The organism is Desulfosporosinus sp. OT (assembly GCF_000224515.1).
GTDB lineage: Bacteria > Bacillota > Desulfitobacteriia > Desulfitobacteriales > Desulfitobacteriaceae > Desulfosporosinus.
The window spans coordinates 27,676-49,709 of sequence record NZ_AGAF01000043.1 but is presented as its reverse complement, the minus strand read 5'-3'; the positions used below and the strand labels follow the sequence as shown (position 1 = coordinate 49,709).

The 22,034-nt window shown below is 42.7% G+C and carries 16 protein-coding genes; 15 read left to right on the top strand and 1 reads right to left on the bottom strand.

Annotated elements, in window-relative coordinates; all coding sequences use genetic code 11:
- Positions 1-543 precede the first annotated feature (543 nt).
- From DOT_RS03695 to accB, 11 genes are all read left to right on the top strand, one after another.
- The gene (locus tag DOT_RS03695) at positions 544-969 is read left to right on the top strand and encodes a hypothetical protein (protein ID WP_009614350.1); all 426 of its coding nucleotides are present in this window, start codon (positions 544-546) and stop codon (positions 967-969) included.
- A gap of 21 nt (positions 970-990) precedes the next feature.
- Positions 991-1,446 (top strand): RidA family protein, encoded by a 456-nt coding sequence (locus DOT_RS03690; RefSeq protein ID WP_009614348.1) that lies wholly within the window; start codon positions 991-993, stop codon positions 1,444-1,446.
- 72 nt (positions 1,447-1,518) lie between these two features.
- Positions 1,519-2,982, top strand: a complete 1,464-nt coding sequence (locus DOT_RS03685; protein WP_009614346.1) for a hypothetical protein — start codon at positions 1,519-1,521, stop codon at positions 2,980-2,982.
- 140 nt (positions 2,983-3,122) lie between these two features.
- Positions 3,123-4,412, top strand: coding sequence for an FAD-dependent oxidoreductase (locus DOT_RS03680; protein ID WP_009614344.1), 1,290 nt, complete (start codon positions 3,123-3,125; stop codon positions 4,410-4,412).
- A 353-nt stretch (positions 4,413-4,765) separates the two neighbouring features.
- Entirely contained in the window at positions 4,766-5,002 is a 237-nt protein-coding gene (locus DOT_RS03675; protein ID WP_009614342.1) for a hypothetical protein, read from the top strand.
- Positions 5,003-5,008: 6 nt separating this feature from the next.
- A complete protein-coding gene (locus DOT_RS03670) occupies positions 5,009-6,829 on the top strand; it encodes a cobalamin-dependent protein (RefSeq protein WP_009614340.1) in 1,821 nt (606 codons plus the stop codon).
- Complete coding sequence (locus DOT_RS03665; RefSeq protein ID WP_009614339.1) at positions 6,826-7,917, top strand: hypothetical protein; 1,092 nt, start codon at positions 6,826-6,828, stop codon at positions 7,915-7,917. The genes DOT_RS03670 and DOT_RS03665 overlap by 4 nt, the downstream gene beginning before the upstream one ends.
- Before the next feature lie 58 nt (positions 7,918-7,975).
- Positions 7,976-8,701: an FCD domain-containing protein gene (locus tag DOT_RS03660; protein ID WP_009614334.1), complete on the top strand. Its 726-nt coding sequence runs from the start codon at positions 7,976-7,978 to the stop codon at positions 8,699-8,701.
- Between the two features lie 543 nt (positions 8,702-9,244).
- Entirely contained in the window at positions 9,245-9,970 is a 726-nt protein-coding gene (locus DOT_RS03655) for an FCD domain-containing protein (RefSeq protein ID WP_242833762.1), read from the top strand.
- Positions 9,971-10,206: 236 nt separating this feature from the next.
- Positions 10,207-13,746, top strand: coding sequence for a pyruvate:ferredoxin (flavodoxin) oxidoreductase (gene nifJ, locus DOT_RS03650; protein WP_009614329.1), 3,540 nt, complete (start codon positions 10,207-10,209; stop codon positions 13,744-13,746).
- 347 nt (positions 13,747-14,093) lie between these two features.
- A complete protein-coding gene (accB, locus tag DOT_RS03645; RefSeq protein ID WP_009614327.1) occupies positions 14,094-15,950 on the top strand; it encodes an acetyl-CoA carboxylase biotin carboxyl carrier protein in 1,857 nt (618 codons plus the stop codon).
- A gap of 275 nt (positions 15,951-16,225) precedes the next feature.
- Here the strand turns inward: accB and DOT_RS03640 are convergent, their stop codons facing one another.
- Positions 16,226-17,653 carry an MFS transporter gene (locus tag DOT_RS03640; protein WP_009614321.1) on the bottom strand — a complete coding sequence of 476 codons (1,428 nt, stop codon included), beginning with the start codon at positions 17,651-17,653 and terminating at the stop codon, positions 16,226-16,228.
- A gap of 466 nt (positions 17,654-18,119) precedes the next feature.
- Here DOT_RS03640 and DOT_RS03635 point away from each other — a divergent pair, with 466 nt between their 5' ends.
- The 4 genes from DOT_RS03635 to DOT_RS03620 all read left to right on the top strand — a co-directional run bounded on the left by DOT_RS03635 (position 18,120) and on the right by DOT_RS03620 (position 22,020).
- The gene (locus tag DOT_RS03635; RefSeq protein WP_009614320.1) at positions 18,120-18,545 is read left to right on the top strand and encodes a hypothetical protein; all 426 of its coding nucleotides are present in this window, start codon (positions 18,120-18,122) and stop codon (positions 18,543-18,545) included.
- 21 nt (positions 18,546-18,566) lie between these two features.
- The gene (locus tag DOT_RS03630) at positions 18,567-19,022 is read left to right on the top strand and encodes a RidA family protein (RefSeq protein ID WP_040411146.1); all 456 of its coding nucleotides are present in this window, start codon (positions 18,567-18,569) and stop codon (positions 19,020-19,022) included.
- 82 nt (positions 19,023-19,104) lie between these two features.
- A complete protein-coding gene (locus tag DOT_RS03625; protein ID WP_009614318.1) occupies positions 19,105-20,568 on the top strand; it encodes a hypothetical protein in 1,464 nt (487 codons plus the stop codon).
- Positions 20,569-20,736: 168 nt separating this feature from the next.
- Positions 20,737-22,020, top strand: coding sequence for an FAD-dependent oxidoreductase (locus DOT_RS03620; protein ID WP_009614316.1), 1,284 nt, complete (start codon positions 20,737-20,739; stop codon positions 22,018-22,020).
- Positions 22,021-22,034 lie beyond the last annotated feature (14 nt).

The window sequence follows — 22,034 nt, the reverse complement described above, 5'->3', positions numbered from 1 at the left end:
CTGCTAAGCGCCGGGGTGAAGCCATGGGCTATTATTCTATATTCAAGTTCTTCAGGGGATGCAAAATTTAAAAAGATGTAAAGAAACAAAAGCAACAGCACTTTTAAATGAAAAAAGTTCCGTTGCTTTTTAGTTAGTTGATGTACGTTTTTTAAAAAATTATTGGGTAGGTCGAAGATCATGAGTGAATTTGTTAAAGCGTTTAAGCTGCGTAATCCCGATCAGGCTGAACGGCAATGCTTCAAGGCATTGAAAGGTATTAAATCATTGTTAGAATATAGTAACTATTCTTGATAAGCTGGGAGAAATAGAGATAAACTAAGAAATTTATCGAAAATGTGTGCTTAACGTTACTCAAAGACTGAAATAACGAAATTTACTGGAAAATCAGCTATTGTACAATGCTATAAAAGTGCATATACTTTAGCTAATCGTTGCTCATCTATGATGAGCGGTTAATTATGATAACTGAATTTATTGAGGGTTTAGTTATCATAAAAGAATGATCTAAATTGAAATAACTGAAATTGAAAGGAGGAACCTATGGTAGATCCTTATAAAGCAGGTTTTTTTAGCGAAAACCCCTATGCAGCCAAAACTGCTATTCACGGTAAACTGGTTGTTGTTTTAAGGGGCAAGTTAGAAAAGCGAGAACTGGAATTGATCCCGATGATCTCTAGGGCAGTGCAAAAACATGAGGTTCATGAGTTAATTATAACCGACGAATTGGCTGCTGGCCCTGGAAGCAAAGTTAATAAGATTGCCTACATAGGTTTTGTTGAAATCGCTAAAGGCGGTGTATTGGTGGTGGGTGATACCCTAACAGTCCAAGGTAAATCAGTTGGTCAAATTGTTGGATTTGACGAAACTCATTTGCCTAATCACCTGAACATTGTCATTGCTTCAGAGAATAGGGTGGATGGTATAGAGTTGGGTGTGCAACTGGAATCCGAAATTAATTTTAAATAAAAGAAATGGGGATGATGCCAAATGTTCGAAGCTAAGCTCAAAGAAATGGGTATTACATTACCCGAAACACCAAAACCGTTAGCCGCCTATGTTCCAGCTGTCCAAGTCGATAAGTATATCTATACATCCGGTCAAATTCCACTGGCTGCCGGCGAGCTTAAATTTAAAGGAAAACTCGGTGCTGAAATAAGTGAAGGTCAAGGTTACGAAGCCGCTAAGATGTGCGCTATTAACTGCTTGAGTGCTATTAAAGGTTTAGCTGGCAGCTTGGATAATATTGAAAGAATTGTTAAAGTAGTCGGTTTCGTGAACAGTGCCCCTGGATTTAACCAGCAGCCTAAAGTAATCAATGGTGCTTCCGAATTTATCGGAGAGGTTTTTGGTGAAGCTGGACGGCATGCTCGCTCTGCTGTAGGTGTCAATGAACTGCCTATTGATGCCGCGGTTGAAGTAGAAATGATTGTTAGGCTCAAGTAATAGTTTTCAAATAGAATATTATATTCTATTTTTATAATAAATGAGATTAAATATAATAAGGGGGAAAAACAATTGACAGCTCCAGATTTTAAATTTCAAATGTACAAACAACTACAAGCGAACATACCTAACATCTATGCAGAGGCCAAAAAGGCTGCCGAGGAAATTGGTATCTCGCCTGAGGTCAAGGGCAAGTTCGGTTTAACCGGTGGCGTTTCAGGGTGCCCGGCACCACTACGTAAAGACATTGTCGAAGCTAGTGAAAAAGGCATGAAAGAAGTCGTTCCCCTTTCCAAATTAGTGGATGAGCTCAGAGAAATTGTTAAAGGCGTTTATGGTGATGAATATGATGTTGCTTCCACCAGTACCTGTGAAGCAGGTCTGTGGGCAGTTTTCGGCAGCTTATTCACTCCTTCTATTGCAGGCGTTGGCGACACTTACCGGGCTAGATACATAGCCCCATATGAAAAGCACTGGCACCATCAAGGCGGCTATGGTCGTCCTTACCCAGCTCGTTATAAAGACCTTATTGCTGATCGAGGAACCACTCCTGGTGAATTAGGTTTCTATGGTAAACGTCAAAATAATACGGATACCGTAGTCGTGCGATTAGAAGGCGCTAAATATGATGTACATGGGATCAAATACCATCCTAGCGTTCTTCTAACCGGCGTTGATGCTATGAAATCCACCCAGGCTGTTGAGTTCCATGCCGATATTCATAAAACTATGCTAACAGGTATTACCTCTTTAGCTTATGAAACCCCTGGCTATGGCTACGCTGAAAAGGATGCTGACGGCACTCCGATCCTCCAAAAAGAATATGCCAAGATTGCCCAAAAATATGGAATCCCTTATGTTCAAGATAACGCTTGGGGATGCCCCTTTATTGGCTCCGACCCCAGAAAAACAGGTGCTGATGTCATCATCTACAGTATGGATAAAGCTGCCGGTGCAGCAACCAGTGGTTTAATCATTGGTAAGGAAGAATACATGGTTGCTGTCCGTCGTTCAATGGGTATGCACGGTGATCGTTATGGCACGACATCTTCCTACGGTAAAGCTGCGTTTGTTGGCTTCGATCCAGGTAAAGAGGCACTCCTTACCCAGATTCAAGCGCTCAAAGTTCTGCGTGATAATCCCAAAGTCTACACGGGTTCCGTTGACGCTCTGGAAAAAATAGTTAAAGAAGAGTTTGCCAAATTACCCGCTAAACTGCAGGATGGGATCATCATTAATAAGTCTTACAACTCTAGAGCAGTGGAAGTCAACTACGAAGGAACTTGGAAAAACGGTCAAATGGGTATTCCCATCTTCTCTATTGAAGATATGTATTCTGGCACAAATATTTTCCAATCCGGACTTGGACCGATGGGTCTTGTTCCAACCGTTGCTTATGACGGTAACATTTATATTTCTCCAGACCTGGCCACAACTGACGAGGAAGGAAACCTTCTCGAATACCCAACCCGTTGGGGTGTACAAGCTCTTGTGCGCTTAATTGAGATCACTTGCAAATATGCAGGCATCCTCTAAGTCAATCCGGTTTTGGTAAAAAAGTTGTAGATTTTCCCTTGCCAGTAGTATGGTGAATTAAAACCACCATACTACTGTGGTAAGGGTGAAAAATAACTAAGCTTCATAATTATTATTTTAACAAATAGGAGGCTAAAAACATGGCACCAAAAGTTGTTATCGTTGGTGGTGGATGGGCTGGTACTGGAGCAGCGGTTGCAGCAACACAGGCGGGGGCAGAAGTTACAATTCTTGAAAGAACTGAAATGTTATTAGGTACAGGGTTAGTCGGTGGTATTATGCGTAATAACGGTCGGTTTACAGCTTCCGAAGAAGCAATTGCCATGGGTTTAGGGGATGTTTTTCATATTCTTGATTCCGTTGTCGCCCGTCATACGAATATTAATTTCCCCGGTCACAAACATGCTAACTTATATGATATAGCTAAGACTGAGCCTGCTATCAAAAAGATGCTCCAAACTAAAGGCGTGACAATTAAGTTAAAAAGCCGTGTCAAAGACGTAGTGATGGACGGCAGTAAGATTAAAGAAGTTGTGCTTGATTCCGGTGAAGTCATAACAGGGGATGTTTTCCTAGATACCACTGGGACTGCTGGTCCGTATGCTATGTGCAATAAATATGGTAATGGTTGCGGAATGTGCGTTTTACGTTGCCACAGTTACGGCGGTCGTGTTAGTTTAGCAGCGAAAGCTGGTGTTCAGGAATTCATGGGAACTAAAGCAGACGGTACTGTCGGTGCCATGAGTGGATCTTGTAAGCTTCTCAAAGAATCCTTGAGTGAAGAGATTCAAAAAATGTTAAACGAAACAGGTGTCGCAATTATTCCGATTCCAGCAGAACTACAAAAAGGTAGCGAGGCCCTGACAAAAAAGGCTTGCCAACAATATGCCTTAGCTGAATTCAATGAAAATATTATTCTTTTAGATACGGGCCATGCCAAATTAATGTCGCCTTTTTATCCGCTGGATATGTTACGGGCCATTCCGGGCTTTGAAAATGCTCGTTATGAAGATCCCTATTCTGGAGATATGGGTAACTCGATGCGTTATATGGCTATGTCACCACGTGATAACGCTTTACATGTCCTTGGTGTGGACAACCTCTTTTGTGGCGGCGAAAAAGCTGGCCCACTTGTCGGACACACAGAAGCTATTGTCACAGGTGCCTTGGGTGGCAGCAATGCAGTTCGCTATGCGTTAGGTCAAGACCTGGTCGTAATTCCCGAAACGTTAGCAATTGGTGATGCTATTGCTCACGTTAACGAGATGGTCAAAACTAAAGAGGGTCTTGGTAAGAAATACACGTTCTCCGGTTCAGTCTACTTTAAAAGAATGCAGGAGAAAAACCTCTACAGTACTGATGTTGATGCAATCAAAGACAAAGTGGAACAAGCGGGAATGGGTAAAATATTCGCTAAACAATTAGTGTAATTAGTACTGCATTATATCCTGGTAGGAATTAGAAATCACAAATCACAAATCACAACCTTAAATATTGTTTATTATGTTTCGCGCTTCGCTCATTAAAATTTGAAAATAGCTATTTTAGCGTTCAAAGTTTTGAGCAGAACCGTATCAATGATGAGTTTAGTAGTGCGTGTATTTCATTTTGAAATGCAACGTAGTACGTCTTACTGATAATAGTGTTTAGCACAAAATTTTGAACGCTATTTTGAACGCTATTTTGAACAATCAAACTGCCAAAAATTAACTGAAAATTTGGAACTATCATAATGCAAAAATTGTTTCATATCATAGGGCATTATTTGCAGAGGAGGTGGCTTATGCCCAAGATTTTGGATCGAATTATGGACGCCATAGATTTTGAAACTTTTTTGGTGTGCAATAGCGACGAAGAAGGCCGCAAATTAATGGTTCAGTTAATCAAAGAGTGGGGTTTCAAAGATGTTGATATTGTGTTTAGTCAATATCAAGGTCCAGGCTCAAGAATAAGGGCTAGGGCATACGTCCACCGTTCAGGGGACGTATATGGCTGGCTTGAACTTGGAAATGAGGAGTAAGACGCCATGAGTAGAAAAAGAGTATTACTAGTTCCGCTTGACCCGGTGCATGATGTGGGATTAAAAATGATACGTCGAGGTTTAGACGAGGCTGGGCATGAAACAATTTTATTGCCGCCCGATTTACCCGTCCACGAAATTGTTCAGGAAATCGTCAAACAAAGATCAGACACTGTCTTAGTGAGTAGAACATTAGGTTATGGAGTCGCTGAATTATTGGCTAATTTCGTGGATCTTCTGGATGTCGTCGGAGTTAGAAGCAAGATAAATCTGGGTATTGGTGGTATGGCCATTCGACCAGAATTAGCCGCTGAATTAGGATTTGATGCCGGATTTGGTCCAGGTACTACGGTTGAAGAAGCATTAGCTTTTGTCGAAAGGCGGGAATATGTCGAAGGTTCTCAAAAAGTAGTAAAAAACAAAAGAGATCTAGCTGAAGGATATTCATATTCTTTCCGGCATGCAGGTATCCAAGCCAAACTGAATTTAATTGTAGATATGATCCTGAATTGGGCGGCTAACAAAACTTCGCCCGGTGTCCAAAGAGCCGCTATTCGGGAAGAACTCTGGGATGTGCAACGCTGGCGTAACTACGAATCTATGACTGACTTTTATAATGAATATAAGCAGTATTGTGATGATCTAGGCAAAAACTATTATGAAAAAGGAATTTTGCATCCGAAAACCCGACGCTTTACAAAAGAAGAAATCAATAGTTCAGAGGAATATGTCCGCAGAACTCAAGAAGTTATTAAAACACCTAAACTTCAGCATAACCGCACAAAACCGTCGGTATTTAATCAATATGGAACGGGTTGCCCGTTTATGGATATTGGCCATATTAAGGTGAGCGAGGCTTGGGGTGCTGATGGAGTTGTGCACTTTGACCCTTCCTGGGGGGCTAGGACAGAAGGATTCTTAGATGGGTTTCTTACACACCAGGAGGATGGAACGGTAATTACTCCTGCTAATTTGAATCGTATTAAGAAGGCCTTAGAAGAAAGCACTCTTTGGCAAGTGCGGGCGCACAGAGGTTTAAATACACCGGAAACGATTGTTTTAGCTGGCAAAATAGGTGCTGATTTAACTAAAATAAATATTGCTTATGGTTCTCTTGGTGCAGGGACAGATCCGGCAAGGATGACTGTAGATGGTATCTGGGCCATACGTTATGCTGCCAAATATAACCTCCCGTTTGACGTTGTAACCAACGAAGAGTTATGTGGCGTACCTGCCTATAAGGCCTTTGCCGGAATGCTCATTACTACAGCTTTGGGTATCCGTTTAGGTGGGAAACCAATTCTTCAGCCTTTATTTTGCAAATCACCTGAAGTCATGGTTGGCGGCCAAATGAAGGATAATTACGTAGAATTTAATGCCGCTAAAATTATGGCCTTGCGACAAATAATTGATGCTCCAATGTGGCCAGGTGCACCTGTAGGATTTCTAACTCAAACTGAAGATCGTGTCCAATCGTCAGCAAGTACTGCTTTCCATGCTAGCTTAGCAGCAATGCTTGGGGTTGACGCAGTAACGATCGCTTCTTCAGACGAAGCTTATTCTGGTGGTCCAATTTCCGTTCCTTCGAAGATAGATACCTTGAGGGCAGTCAGTGAAGCCTTCCGCTTCTTCGGTCAAACACCTCTTGCTTCAACGCCACAAATGGAAGTCTGGCGAGATTCTATTGTCTCTGGGATAGATAGCGTATTGGATAAAATAGTAGAAAGAGGGGACTTTGTTCAATCTTTATATGAAGGAATTTTAGGAAACCGGGAGGACGGTGCTTATCCAGGCCGTAACGGCAAAGACACTGTCACAACGATATGATCGCTAGGAAAACAATTGGCATCGCGGGAACTGCCAAGAATACAGGAAAAACGACCACTACGCTCTCTTTATTAGATTATTACAATACCAAGGGGGTAAAAATCGGTCTGACTAGTATCGGCTATGATGGAGAGACTATTGATAATGTGACCGGATTGCCGAAACCAAGGTTATTTGTCCGAAAAGGACTTTTGATTGTAACTGCAGAAAAATGCCTCCAAGCGAGTAGTGCTAAAATAAAGATTCTGGAAAATTTAGGTATAGATACTCCCCTTGGCAAACTTGTTTGTGCAGTAGTGGAGCGTGAGGGACTCATTGTAATGGCTGGACCTAATCAAAGCTATCACTTAAAGAATGTACGTGACTTACTGTTTTCATATGGTGCAGAACTAATTATAGTGGATGGAGCCTTAGGTAGAATTGCCCCTATGGTAGAAACCGATGGTTTTATCATGGCGACAGGTGCTTCATATAACTTGGATAGCCATCAGGTGGCAATCCATGCTCATTACCTGGCCGAAATATGTAATTACCCTCAAAGTGCTAAAGGTTTGCTTAAAGATCCTGCCTGGGTAAAATTACTTGACTCTCAGGCGACCGTTGTTTGGAATAGTTCGGGTGAGATTGTGGCGGAGGTCAATGATTTACTGTTGAATCCAGAACAATTACGCCCTTTTTTTAATCACTCCAGTGATGCTCGAGGCTTATATTGTCCGGGCCTTATTACTACGCAATGCCTTAAAAAACTCATAGAGATCCCATTTCCACGAGGAATGACGTATATTTTCTCAGACCCTATAAAACTTATCGTTGGTAACGATTTAAAGGTTACCCATGATTTCATGACCAAGGTACAACAAGAGGGATCAGTTTTAGGTTATAAGCATAGACTGCCTTTAATCTCTATAACAGTAAATCCCTTTTATCCAAGATATAGATATGAATCCGATAATTACGAAACGGCCTACATTGACAAGGGACAATTGCTGCAAGAGGTTACTTCATTAGCTAATGTCCCTGTATTCGATATAGTTAATGATAGTTGTACTAACTTAGCTAATATAATATTTGATACTGGAATACAATGATGATATTCTAAATCAATAAAGGTGATTAAGGATCCGAATTTGATTTGGGGTGATTGGTTTGCACGGTGACACTGAAAATTACAAAATTGAAATCCTTTCTTTTTTGGCACAAAGCTCTGAACCGGTTGGATCTGGGTTATTAAGTCGGCTTTTTGTTTCAAAAGGGGTCGAATTGAGTGAAGCAACAATTGGTCGTATTTTAAGGCAAATGGATCAGGACAATTGGACCTTAAGGATTGGCTTTCAAGGGCGAACTATTACTGAAGTAGGACGTGTAATGTTGGCAGAACTAAAAACTTTGCGAAAACGTCAAATCTTCAGTAATCAGTTTATTGAAACCTTAGAATTGACAAAGATTGATGATCTTGTTGATATCCTTGTAGCTAGAAGGGCTATTGAAAGAGAATTAGCTAGACTAGCGGCTCTTAATGCTAATGCAGATGAAGTTCAATTATTGCTGGATATGGTCACGGAACAAGGGCAGTATGAGGTTAAGGAACGTATATCTGCAGAACATGATGTTAAGTTTCATAAGTTATTGGCTAAGGCTTCAAAAAACAAAGTCTTAGCAGCTGCAATGGAGTTAATTGGGTATGATGCCCAACTCTCACCTATTCTTGAACGTATACGTACCGAAGTTGAGGGAGAACTAGTCAACGATCATAGCGAAATTGTAAAGGCTATTAGGGAGCGTGACCCTGATAAGGCTGAGATCGCTATGATATTTCATGTTGATAGTCTTATTTCAGATGTCAAAAGGTACAGGAGTTCAGTTAAGAAATAGCCTAATGCTATATCACCTTTTTCAGAAGGCTGAGACAAGCAAAACGGATATATGGCGCACACGTAAATGTCTAAAAGCGGCGTGATTGTCACGCCGCTTTTAGACATTTAAGCTCACTGACAGCCTCGGTTAGATGTGCTGGGAAACGGCGATGTTGAGTCGATTGACTTAGAGCGGTATGGCCTATTCAGATTATCTGAATGATGAAATCAAACAAAATACATCATTATAGAAATAAAAAGGCAACGGCACTTGGCAAATAAATCAAAAGTGCCGTTGCTTTAGTTAATAAATTCAACTTATGAAACTATTTCAATTTAATTATTACAGCAATAGTTGTTGTAGCTTATCAAAAATTATTACTGTAATAAGAGAGAGAATAGTGGATAAGACCGGATTTATTCAGATGAGGAAGTGGAAAATGTAGCACATGTGAAGGGCGAATAGTGCTATACTTAAAAATGTTATCGCAGTGTTGTCTGAGGTAAAGATGTAATCCAGACAGCTCATCTGAGATGAGGGACTTAAATGGGAGTGATTTACTTGCCTAGAAAAAATGATAATTATGTTTATGAGATTTTAACGGTTTTAGCTGAAAAAGCAGAACCGCTTGGTTCCGGTCAGTTAAGCCAGTCTATGCATCTTAAAGGGTTCAATGTTAGCGAGGCTACGGTTGGGCGGATCTTAAGTCAACTGGATAAAAAGAATATGACCGAAAAATTAGGCTTTCAAGGGCGAATAATTACGAATTGGGGCAGAGAAGAATTAGTTCGAATGCAAAATCTCCAGGAACTGAGAAGGTTTGGGAACCAATTTATTGAAATATTGGAATCGCTTAAGGAAAAGGATCTTCTGGACATTTTGACTGCTCGTAAAGCAATTGAGAGAGAATTGGCACGCTTGGCAGCGTTATATTCCACTGAAGCAGAAATAAAGTTATTAGAAACTGTGTTGCTAGAACAGCAAGAGCTTTCAGTTCGGAAACAGTTAACGGCGGAACATGATGTCAAGTTCCATAAGACTATAGCTTCTGCTGGTAAAAATAAAGTTCTGGCGGCTGCCTTGGACTTAATTAGACATGATGCGAAGCTGTCTCCTATTCTTGAGTACATTCGGACTCAGGTGGGCGGGGAGTTGGTCGTAGGTCACAGTGAGATTGTCAAAGCTATTAAGTTACGTGATCCTGATCAGGCTGAGCGGGCGATGATTCAACACATTGAGAGCCTTATTCTAGACGTTAAAAGGTATTGGAGCATTGCTAAAATATAGTCCGAATCGTTGAAAAATAGAGAAAAATAATGATATACTAAGAAATATATCAAAAATGTGCACTTAACATTGCTCAAAGACTGAAATAACGAAATTTACTGGAAATTCGCGATTGTGCAATGTAATGAAAGTGCATATACTTTAGCTAATCGTTGCTCATCCATGATGAGCGGTTACGTTGCGATAAGTTTAGATGGAGAATTAAGAACAGAGTTTATTTAAGGAGGATTGTTGGAGTGGCTAAATCTATGAAAACATTGGATGGGAATCAGGCGGCGGCTATGGCGTCGTATGCTTTGACTGAAGTTGCAACGATATTTCCGATTACTCCCTCTTCCCCGATGGCAGAAGAAGTGGATGAATGGTCTGCTCATGATAGAAGGAACCTATTTGACCAGTCTGTAAGGGTTGTGGAAATGCAGTCTGAGGCTGGTGCGGCAGGATCCTTCCATGGCTCGCTCCAAGCTGGGGCTTTGACGACAACCTATACAGCATCTCAAGGTTTGCTGCTTATGGTTCCGAATATGTACAAAATTGCCGGTGAACTTTTGCCAGGGGTTTTTCATGTTAGTGCTCGAGCTTTATCAGTCCACGCTTTGTCAATATTTGGAGATCATCAGGATGTCATGGCTTGTCGGCAAACAGGGTTTGCCTTGCTGGCTTCAGCCAACGTTCAGGAAGCGCATGATTTAGCCTACATATCTCACTTATCGGCAATCAAAGGACGCGTGCCTTTCCTACACTTCTTTGACGGGTTTAGAACTTCGCATGAGGTCCAGAAGATTGAAATCATTGACTTTCAAGATATTGCTAAATTGGTCGATTTTCAAGCAGTCCGGGACTTTAGAGATCGTTGCTTAAATCCAGAACGCCCGGTTCTTCGGGGAACAGCACAAAACCCAGATATTTACTTTCAAGGTCGTGAAGCAGCTAATCCTTTTTATGATGCGCTTCCCGATATCGTTGAAAGCTATATGCAACAGCTCAAGAGCCTGACTGGCCGTGAGTACCATCTTTTTGACTATTATGGTGCGCCTGATGCCGATCGGGTAATCGTGGCCATGGGTTCTGTTTGTGATACAGCGGAAGAAGTTGTTGATTACCTCAATGCAGCGGGTAACCAAGTAGGGATTTTAAAAGTTCACCTTTATCGCCCCTTCTCGGCCAAACACTTGCTGAATGTCCTGCCCAAGAGTGCACAGAAAATCGCGGTCCTTGACCGAACCAAAGAACCCGGTTCTCTGGGAGAGCCCTTATATCAAGATATTGTGAATGTATTCTATGATCAGAAGGTGAAACCTGTTATCGTCGGAGGGCGCTACGGCTTAGGCTCGAAAGACAGTAATCCAGCCCAAATTCTGGCGGTCTTTAAGAATTTAACCCAAACCGAGCCCAAGAATCACTTTACTATAGGGATTGTGGATGATGTTACCCATACATCGTTGCCAGATGAAGGGGTTGTCGAAACGACTCCTGCTGGGACAATCAGCTGCAAGTTTTGGGGTTTGGGTTCCGATGGTACAGTGGGGGCCAATAAGTCAGCTATTAAGATAATCGGTGATAATACCGATTTATATGCCCAAGGTTATTTTGAGTATGACAGCAAGAAATCTGGGGGCACAACGATCTCTCATTTGCGTTTTGGTAAAACGCCTATTAAGTCCTCTTATTTAGTCTTTAGCGCAGATTATGTTGCTTGCCACAATAAATCCTTCCTGTATCAGTATGATCTCATCAAAGGCCTGAAGAAGAATGGAATTTTCGTTCTCAATTGTCCATGGACTGAGGTTGAGCTAGAAGAGCATCTGCCAGAGAAGCTTAAGCGTTATCTTGCTAATAATAACATCCAATTTTATACGATTGATGCTATCTCAATCGCTCGTAAAATCGGACTTGGTGGACGCATTAATATGATTATGCAGTCGGCTTTCTTTAAACTCTCCAATGTGATTCCTGTGGATGATGCTGTCAAATACTTAAAGGACTCAATCGTGAAAACCTATGGAAAAAAAGGGCAAAAGATCGTGGATATGAACTGGAGTGCTGTCGACCAAGGTGTGGGAGCTTTGCACAAAGTGAATATTCCAGCGTCTTGGGCAGGGACAAAGGACGAAAGCATAGCTGATGCCATAAGTGGTGAGCCGGGTTTTGTTAGGGATGTGCAAAAAAGAATGGCTCGTCATGAGGGGGATGAACTTCCGGTTAGTACATTTGAGGGTGTAGAAGACGGCACTTTCCCAGTCGGTACAACGAAATATGAAAAACGTGGTATTGCTGTCATGGTTCCAGAGTGGCAAATTGACGAGTGCATTCAGTGCAATCAATGTTCTTACATTTGCCCGCATGCCACGGTTCGTCCTTTCCTCTTAGATGATGACGAACTTGCGCAGGCTCCTGAATCATTTAAGTCCAAAAAACCTGTCGGCAAGGCTTTAGATGGCTTACATTACCGAATTCAGATCAGCCCATTGGATTGTACCGGTTGCGGCAATTGCGCTGAAATTTGTCCGGCTCCAGGCAAAGCACTCATCATGAAACCTGCTGAACAGGAAATTGAGCTGGAAAAGGCTAACTGGGAATACGCCATGACTGTGAAAGAAAAACGGAACTTAATGGACATCAAGTCAGTCAAAGGGAGCCAGTTTGCCACGCCGTTGTTTGAATTCAACGGAGCCTGCCCAGGTTGCGGAGAAACGGCTTATGTCAAGTTGCTAACCCAACTCTATGGTGATCGTATGATGATTGCCAATGCTTCCGGTTGTTCATCGATCTGGGGGGGAAGTGCGCCTTCCGTACCCTATACGACAAACTCTGACGGACATGGCCCAACCTATGCTAGTTCCTTATTTGAAGACAACGCCGAGTACGGCTACGGCATGTTCCTGGGGATCAGACATAACCGCGAGAAGTTGGCGGACCTTATCGGGCAAGCATTGCAGACGCCACTTCAAGAAGAGACAAAAGACGCATTCCATCAGTGGTTGGATCATTTTAATGATGGCGAAGTTTCCAGGGCTTTATCTACAAAAGTAGTGCAGGCTATCCAAGCAGAGAACAGAGTGGAAGATCCCCTTTTCCAAGAAATTCTGGCTCGGAAAGATTTCCTAGTCAAAAAATCTCAATGGGCTATCGGTGGGGACGGATGGGCGTATGATATAGGTTACGGTGGTTTAGACCATGTTATTGCCTCGGGTGATGATGTCAATATTCTAGTTTTAGATACTGAAATATATTCTAACACCGGCGGTCAATCGTCTAAGTCAACTCAGACTGCAGCTATTGCTAAGTTCGCCGCTGCCGGCAAGAAGATCCGGAAAAAAGATCTGGGAATGATGGCCATGAGCTACGGTTATGTTTATGTTGCCCAAATTTCCCTGGGTGCCAATATGAATCAGGCTATTAAAGCGATTGCTGAGGCTGAGGCCTACCCGGGACCGTCCTTGATCATTGCTTATGCACCTTGTATAAATCATGGGATCAAGTCAGGTATGGCTACTTCTATCCTGGAGGGAAAACGAGCGGTTGAGGCAGGATACTGGCATCTTTATCGCTATAATCCACTGTTAAAAGAGGAAGGTAAAAATCCATTCCTGTTGGATTCGCGTGAACCGAGTACTCCTTTCAAAGAGTTTATACTGGGAGAAATCCGCTATTCCTCTTTAGCGACCGTCTTTCCGGAAACTGCAGATGAAATGTTTACTGTTGCCGAGTCTCATGCTAAGGAGCGCTATGAATCTTACAAGCGTCTTGCAGAATTCAAATACGGAGAGCAGTAACTCGAGTCTAAGGGTTATAGGTCAGATTGGGATAATTAGGACTTCGGGAGCATTGGTCTCGATTATGATGTAAATTGTGGTCGGTAAGATTCTAACGAAAGTAACACAGTAAAGGAGTCTATCCGATATGCTAGGGATGGACTCCTTTTGCATCTACTAGTTTTAGAGGTTGCGGACATTAAAAATACAGTATATTTATGTTAATTTTGTTGAAAAATGAAGCATAAGTATATATAATATGTACTCATGGAGAGTACTATTGTCTCTCACAGGTGGAATGTGATTTGAACAAGATTTATTTGTATGAATTCTCAAAAGTGAGGAGAATTCAGAGAGGGGTAATGGCAGTGAAACCAGTCAAGATTACGGATACCACCTTGAGGGATGCTCATCAGAGCCTTTGGGCCACTCGGATGCGTACTGAAGATATGCTGCCAATCCTAGCAGATTTGGATGAGGTCGGATTTTTCTCTCTGGAGGTATGGGGAGGTGCTACCTTTGACGTCTGTTTGCGTTTCTTGGGTGAGGATCCTTGGGAACGGTTGCGGCAAATCAAACGCCGAGTTAAAAAGACGCCACTGCAAATGTTACTAAGAGGCCAGTCCTTAGTCGGGTACACACACTACTCGGATGATGTTGTAAGGGAATTTGTAGCGCTGAGTGTGAAAAATGGAATTGATATAATCCGTATTTTTGATGCGTTAAATGATGTTAGGAATATGGTTGTTCCTATTCAAGCCGCTAAACAGGCAGGGGCACATGTTCAGGCGTCTGTTGTTTATACGATTAGCCCAGTGCATACGCTGAAACACTACTTAGAAACAGCCACAGCACTGGCAGAGCTTGGTGCTGATTCCATATGCATCAAGGATATGGCTGGTTTGCTCACTCCGTTTAAAGCCTTTGAAATGGTCAAGTTGTTGAAAAAAGAGTTAGGAATTATGATCCATTTGCATAGCCATTATATTGGCGGAATGGCAGTTGGGACGTATTTGAAGGCAGCAGAAGCAGGGGTAGATGTGATCGACAGTGCGAGTGTTCCGTTAGCTTTTGGAGCAAGTCAACCTCCGGTTGAAACCGTTGTTCGGGCGTTCGAGGGAACAGAGTATGATACGGGCCTGAATCTACATCAGTTGTTTCAAATTGCAGAGTATTTTGAAACACACAGAAAAAAACGTGGTTTTGACCGAGGTATAACTCGTATCTCGGATATGAAAGTGTTTGAACATCAGGTTCCCGGGGGTATGATCACTAATTTTATAACTCAACTGGAAGAACAGAAGGCAATGGATCGCATTTATGATGTGTTAGAGGAGGTTCCGAAGGTCCGGGCGGAATTGGGTTATCCACCACTGGTCACCCCTACTAGTCAGATTGTCGGAACTCAAGCCGTATTAAACGTTCTGAGCGGTGCCAGATATAAACTAGTTCCTGCGGAAGTCAAGGCCTATGTGCGCGGTTTATATGGTCGTTCTCCAGCACCTATCGATCCTGAAATTCAAAAGAAAATCATTGGAGATGAAGAACCGCTGACTGTTCGACCGGCTGATGTACTAGAACCCGGACTGGCTAAGGCAGAACGAGAAAGCGCAGGATTTGCTTGTTCTCCAGAAGATGTTATCAGTTATGCCTTATTTCCCCAAATTGCTAAGAAGTTTTTTGAGGAACGAAAAATGGGCGTTAGTCTTAAAGAGGAATTGCCTGAAACCCCAAAAATTCAGCCTCAGTTATTGACTAAGGAAGATTCTAAACTTAATTTAGATGATATAAAAGAACTGATTAAGAGTGTGAATGAAACTGAAATCAGCGAATTAAACTTTGAAAAAGAAGGGCTAAAGGTATCGATTAGCAAAGGATCTAGTGGAGCTGCTGGTATTCCGGTCATGGCTCCTCCACCAGTGCCTCAAAAAGCAATCGGTATGGAGGTAGGTCCGGCTAACGCGCCAGAATCTGTCGTTTTAGGGGTCACAGAAACGATTACATCCCCTATGGTAGGAACATTTTATCAAGCGCCTTCATCTGATGCAGCTCCTTATGTCAAACTGGGGCTGCAGGTCAAAGTTGGTCAACCGGTTTGCATTATCGAAGCTATGAAACTGATGAATGAGATTGAGGCGGACGCGGCAGGCAAGATTGTCAAGATTATGGTGAAAGATGGACAACCTGTCGAATATGGTCAACCTTTGTTCGTTATCGAGAAATGAGGGAAAGATAAACGAGGCTGTCGCAAAATGAATTTGCAAGAGCAAATGCACAGATCAGTAGCCCCGTAAACAGGAAAATGCGTCTGGATTAGGCTTAATAGGCCATTTCAAGGCGCATTTTTTATGTACTATTTTTTTGTGCGCCTGTTTTGCAACAGCCCCGTTTTGTTATTTGCATCATAGAACCCTAGTAGAACTTTGATTAGGGGAGATCTTACCCTAGACATATTAGAAACGGGAAAACTAACTTCTTGTAAGTTGAACAATAAAAACAGTTATTTTAGGACGGGTGAGTTATTGCTCCGGACTAAACATACAATGACACCCAGTAAAGCAATTGTCCCGGCGACTAAATAGGTATCCCGGATTGCCCAAATAAAACTTTGATTGTTTATCTGGCTAATACTTAGATTCTCTATTTTCAGGACAGTCATATAAACAGCCTGACGGTTGCTGAAAACTGCTCCGCTAACGGCAACACCCATCACTTGTCCAATGGTACGCATTGTCGCGATCATTCCAGAGCCTATGCCTTGCATGCTTTTGGGTACACTGGCCATAATGGCAGCGTTGTTTGGAGACACGAATAGCCCTGTACCGACACCTACTAAAGCCAAACATACTACGATCAAAGGCGTATTGCTTAAGACATTGGTGGTACTTAACATGAATATGGCTAAACCAATTGATCCCATGCCCAATGAAGTCAGGAAGCGGGAGCCAATGCGATCAGAAATGGTACCGCTAAATGGGGCTACGATGGCCGCCGTAAGAGGAAAAACCCCCATGAGTAGTCCGGCATCACTTGCCTTCATATGCACCAAGTTGAGAAGATAGAAAGGCATTAAAAAAATAATGATATATTGGGTAAAATAATTCAACATGGCAGCAAAGTTAGCCGCCGAGAACAGGCGGTTTTTAAACAAGACTAGCTGAATCATCGGATAACTGTGATTTTTTTCGACCAAGATAAAAACTAAGAAAGTGATAATTGATGCACTGAAAAGGGCAAGAATAGACAGGGAGTCCCATCCCCAGTCTTGACCATAACTAAGGCCGAGAAGAAAAGTTGATAAGAAGATAAACGAAGATAGGGCACCGAGATAATCAAATTTCTGAGGTGTACCCTTTTTATAGGGGACGATCAAGGCAACCGCCAGTGTGCCAATGATTCCTACCGGGATATTAACCAGGAATATGGCCTGCCAACCGAATTTGCTCACTAAGATTCCCCCGATGGTGGGACCCATAGCCAAGCCTAAAGAAACGATGACTGCATTCATCCCAATCGCCCTGCCACGTTGGGATACATCAAAGGTCGCTGCGATTATAGCCTGGGAGACAGCCATCAGCATCCCTCCGCCAATGGCTTGCAGGGCTCGGAACGTAATTAGGTAATGAATCGAATAGGACATTCCATTTAAGGCTGAAGCAATAGTAAAAATAGCAAATCCTATCAGATAGAGCGGTTTATGGCCATACATATCTCCAAGTCTACCAAAAGTTAACAGTGAGCTGCTAATAAATAGAAGATAAATCATTACTATCCATTCAACGTTAGCCATGGAGGTGTGGAAATATTGGGTGATCTGAGGAAGGCTAATATTTACGATTGTTGCATCCAAAGAACACATGAGCATGCCTAGCGAAACAGAAACAAGAATGAACCACTTTCGGTAGGGTGAATTATTTAAATTAAGCATGTACACTCTAACTCCCGTCTAAATATTCTCAAGCCTAATTAAGTATAAACTGAGTTGTATAAAATGTCGATAAATATCGAATATTTCCTAAATGATTCCTAATAACACACTGACATTTGAACAATAAAATAAGGGTACAGTACCCTATGAAACAAGAGTTAATTCATTAAGGAGTGGAGCAGGGAATAAAATAGTTTCCTCAAACCTTTAAAATGCATAATTCCTTTGTCGAGGATGGCCGATGAGGCTATTCTCTTTAACTTTTAGAGTTATTATTTCCACTTATATCTTGAGAAAAATGAGAAACAAACTCTCTTAAAATAGTGTTTTGGATAAATAGTAAAGGTGCGGTGGAAGATGATAACGAAGGTATTGAAATTTAAATGAAGGATATACTAATCTCGGCTAAGCTCGCCATAGATGAGTAAATATTGAAACTGAATGTGAGGAGGTATAGGAAGCACATATGGTAGATCCCTATCAAGCGGGTTTTTTTCGTGAGAACCCATATGCCGCTAAAAGGGTGATCAAAGGTAAGTTAGTAGTTATCCTCAGGGGTAAGTTGGAACAGCGCGGACTAGAGTTGATTCCGACGATTTCAAGGGCAGTCTTGAAAGATGAAGTGCATGAATTAATCGTAACGGATCAGGAAAATGCCGGACCCGGCAGTAAAGTCGATAAAATTGCCTATATCGGTTTTATCGAAATTACTGCTGGAGGAGTCATGACTGTTGGTGATACGCTTACCTGCCAGGATAAAGTTTTAGGACGAGTCGTAGGGTTTGATGAGACTCATTTACCAAACCATCTAAACATAGTTCTCGCTTCTGATACTAGGTCGGATGGAGTAGAAAAAAACTTAAAACTTGAATCTGAGATTACGGGTGAGTAATGAAATATGGAGGTGGTCAAAATGTTTGAGGCAAAACTTAAAGAATTGGGTATTGATTTACCCGCGACCCCTAAGCCGGTGGCAGCTTATGTACCCGCTGTCCAGGTCGAGAAATATATCTACACTTCTGGGCAAATTCCTTTTGTCAATGGCGAATTAAAGTATAAAGGAAAAGTCGGTGGCCAAGTCAGTGAAACAGATGGTTATGAAGCCGCCAAGATCTGCGCGATTAATTGTCTGAGCGCGGTAAAAGGGATTGCAGGCAGTCTTGATAACATCGAAAAGATTGTTAAAGTAACTGGTTTTGTCAATAGTGCCGCTGGATTTTCGGCTCAACCTAAGGTGGTCAACGGAGCATCGGAATTGTTTGGACAAGTTTTTGGTGATGCTGGAAGTCACTCCCGATCAGCGGTTGGGGTGAGTGAATTGCCATTGGATGCGCCTGTCGAAGTTGAGATTATTGTCAAATTGAAATGATCCTATAAAGAACCAAGAGTAAGGGTATAAATCAGCATTAATGTTTTTCAACAAACTAGACAAATTTCAAGGAGGTCGAACAATGACAACACCTAAATACAAATTTCAAATGTATAAACAACTCCAGGCCAATATACCCAACATCTACGCCGAGGCTAAAAAAGCTGCTGATGAAATTGGCATTCCCCCCGAAGTTCGTGGGAAGTTTGGTTTAACCGGTGGTGTTTCAGGCTGCCCGGCTCCTCTCCGTCGTGATATTGCAGAAGCTAGCGAAAAAGGTATGAAAGAAGTCGTGCCGCTGGCTAAATTGGTTGATGAAATAAGAGAGCTTGTTAAGGATTATTATGGTGATGAGTATGATGTTGCCTCCACAAGCACTTGTGAAGCAGGGTTGTGGGCAGTTTTCGGTAGTTTGTTTACGCCGTCAATCGCTGGTGTCGGCGATACTTATCGCGCCCGTTATATTGCTCCTTACGAGAAACACTGGCATCACCAGGGGGGTTATGGACGTCCTTTCCCGGCTCGTTATAAAGATCTGATTGCTGACCGTGGGACCACTCCTGGTGAATTGGGATTTTTCGGCAAACGGCAAAACAATACTGACACTGTGGTTGTTCGTCTGGAAGGTGCCAAGTATGATGTCCACGGCATTAAATATCATCCCTCAGTTCTGTTAACTGAGGTTTGTGCTAAGTCCACTGCCCAAGCTGTTGAATATCATGCTGACATTCATAAACAAATGTTGACAGGGATAACCTCTCTTTCCTATGAGACTCCTGGTTATGGTTACGCTGAGAAAGATAGTGATGGTGCGCCGCTTCTGCAAAAGGAATATGCTAGGATTGCCAAGAAGTATGGAATTCCTTATGTGCAGGACAATGCTTGGGGCGTTCCGTTTATTGGTTCAGATCCCAGAAAAACTGGTGCCGACGTGATCATCTATAGTATGGACAAAGCATCGGCGGCTGCTACGAGTGGATTAATTATCGGCAAAGAAGAATACATGGTTGCTGTCCGCCGTTCCATGGGAATGCATGGTGACCGATACGGAACTACCGCCTCTTACGGAAAAGCTGCTTTTGTCGGCTTTGATCCAGGTAAAGAAGCCCTGCTAACTCAAATTCAAACTCTCAAAGTTCTCCGTGACAATCCGGGAGTTTACACTAATGCTGTCGATGCGCTTGAAAAAATCATCAGAGAAGAATTTGCTAAACTCCCGGCTCAACTCCAAGATGGAATTATCATTAACAAATCCTACAATTCTCGTGCGGTTGAAGTTAACTATGAAGGTACCTGGAAGAATGGCAAAATGGGGATTCCTATCTTCTCCATTGAGGACATGTATTCAGGGACTAATATATTTCAAACAGGTATGGGGCCCATGGGAGTTGTACCGACAGTTGCTTATGATGGCAATATTTATATTTCCCCTGACCTGGGAACCACCGACGAGGATGGGAACCTGCTGGAATTCCCAACACGTTGGGGTGTACAAGCTCTTGTTCGTTTGATTGAAATCACCTGTAAATATGCTGGCATTCTGTAAACTTCCTCAGAAACAACGGGAAAAACTGTATGCCTAGTGCTCAACAAAATCAGGATAGGTCAACTAGCTCAATGTTATTGATTTGACAACTAAAGTTCTGGCAGCATTGGCTTGGCTTTCGCCGAACGATGCTGCCATTGTTTTAATTGATTTTTAGGAGGCAGAAAAATGGCCAAAGTAGTAATAGTTGGTGGAGGGTGGGCCGGTACCGGTGCAGCGGTGGCTGCTGTCCAAGCCGGCGCAGAGGTGGTTGTCCTAGAAAGAACGGACATGCTGCTCGGAACGGGTCTTGTCGGTGGAATTATGCGCAACAACGGACGCTGGACCGCTACGGAAGAGGCCATTGCTATGGGTTTGGGAGATATATTCCATGTTGTGGACGAAGTGGCAACTCACAAGAATATCAATTTTCCGGGGCACAATCACGCGACTCTCTATAGTGTGGCGAAGATCGAACCTGCTATCAAGAAAATGTTGGAGGCAAAAGGCGTTCAGTTGAGAATGAAGAGCCGTGTCAAAGACGTTGTAATGGATGGCAAAAAAATTGTGGAAGTGATTCTGGATTCCGGTGAAAAAATTGGTGGGGACGTCTTTCTGGATACGACCGGAAGCGCCGGGCCTTATGCAAATTGCAACAAATATGGCAATGGCTGTGGAATGTGTGTTATCCGTTGTCACAGTTATGGCGGACGTGTCAGTTTAGCAGCTAAAGCCGGTGTCGAAGAATACGTCGGTAAGAAGCCCGATGGTCAAGTGGGTGCGATGAGTGGTTCCTGCAAACTCTTGAAAGAGTCGTTAAGTGAAGACGTTAGGAATACTCTCAACAGCACGGGCGTTTGTGTAGTTCCAATTCCTGAACATCTCCGTAAGAGTTCGGAAAGTTTAGGCAAGAAGGCTTGCCAACAGTACGCTTTGCAGGAGTTTGCAGATAACATCATTCTTTTGGATACCGATCACGCCAAGTTAATGGCCGCCTATTATCCATTGGATATGTTACGCCAGATTCCTGGTTTTGAAAACGCTCGGTACGAGGATCCTTATGCCGGGGACTTGGGTAACTCTGTCCGTTATATGGCAATGTCTCCTCGTGATAATGCCTTACATGTCGACGGAGTGGACAATCTGTTCTGCGCTGGAGAAAAGGCTGGTCCACTCGTGGGCCATACCGAAGCCGTTGTCACGGGAGGCTTGGCTGGGACCAACGCCGTACGTTACGTTGCAGGCCTGGAGTTAGTTATAGTTCCTGAGAGTTTGGCGATAGGCGATGCCATTGCCCATGTCAAGGAGCAAGTTAAGACTCCCGAAGGACTTGGCAAGAAATATACTTTCTCAGGTTCAGTTTACTTTAAACGGATGCAAGACAAGGGCTTATACAGCACGGATGCTGATGCTATTCACAGCAAAGTTGAAGAGTCGGGAATGGGCAAAATTTTTGCTAAGAAACTGGTCTAAGCTTAAAACCCAAA

Bases quoted from the DNA above. Each gene is read 5' to 3' on its own strand.
- DOT_RS03635 (WP_009614320.1), top strand. From the start codon at position 18,120: ATGGTAGATCCCTATCAAGCGGGTTTTTTTCGTGAGAACCCATATGCC.
- DOT_RS03625 (WP_009614318.1), top strand. From the start codon at position 19,105: ATGACAACACCTAAATACAAATTTCAAATGTATAAACAACTCCAGGCC.
- DOT_RS03695 (WP_009614350.1), top strand. From the start codon at position 544: ATGGTAGATCCTTATAAAGCAGGTTTTTTTAGCGAAAACCCCTATGCA.
- DOT_RS03680 (WP_009614344.1), top strand. From the start codon at position 3,123: ATGGCACCAAAAGTTGTTATCGTTGGTGGTGGATGGGCTGGTACTGGA.
- DOT_RS03665 (WP_009614339.1), top strand. From the start codon at position 6,826: ATGATCGCTAGGAAAACAATTGGCATCGCGGGAACTGCCAAGAATACA.
- DOT_RS03670 (WP_009614340.1), top strand. From the start codon at position 5,009: ATGAGTAGAAAAAGAGTATTACTAGTTCCGCTTGACCCGGTGCATGAT.
- DOT_RS03690 (WP_009614348.1), top strand. From the start codon at position 991: ATGTTCGAAGCTAAGCTCAAAGAAATGGGTATTACATTACCCGAAACA.
- DOT_RS03675 (WP_009614342.1), top strand. From the start codon at position 4,766: ATGCCCAAGATTTTGGATCGAATTATGGACGCCATAGATTTTGAAACT.
- DOT_RS03630 (WP_040411146.1), top strand. From the start codon at position 18,567: ATGTTTGAGGCAAAACTTAAAGAATTGGGTATTGATTTACCCGCGACC.
- DOT_RS03640 (WP_009614321.1), bottom strand. From the start codon at position 17,653: ATGCTTAATTTAAATAATTCACCCTACCGAAAGTGGTTCATTCTTGTT.
- DOT_RS03620 (WP_009614316.1), top strand. From the start codon at position 20,737: ATGGCCAAAGTAGTAATAGTTGGTGGAGGGTGGGCCGGTACCGGTGCA.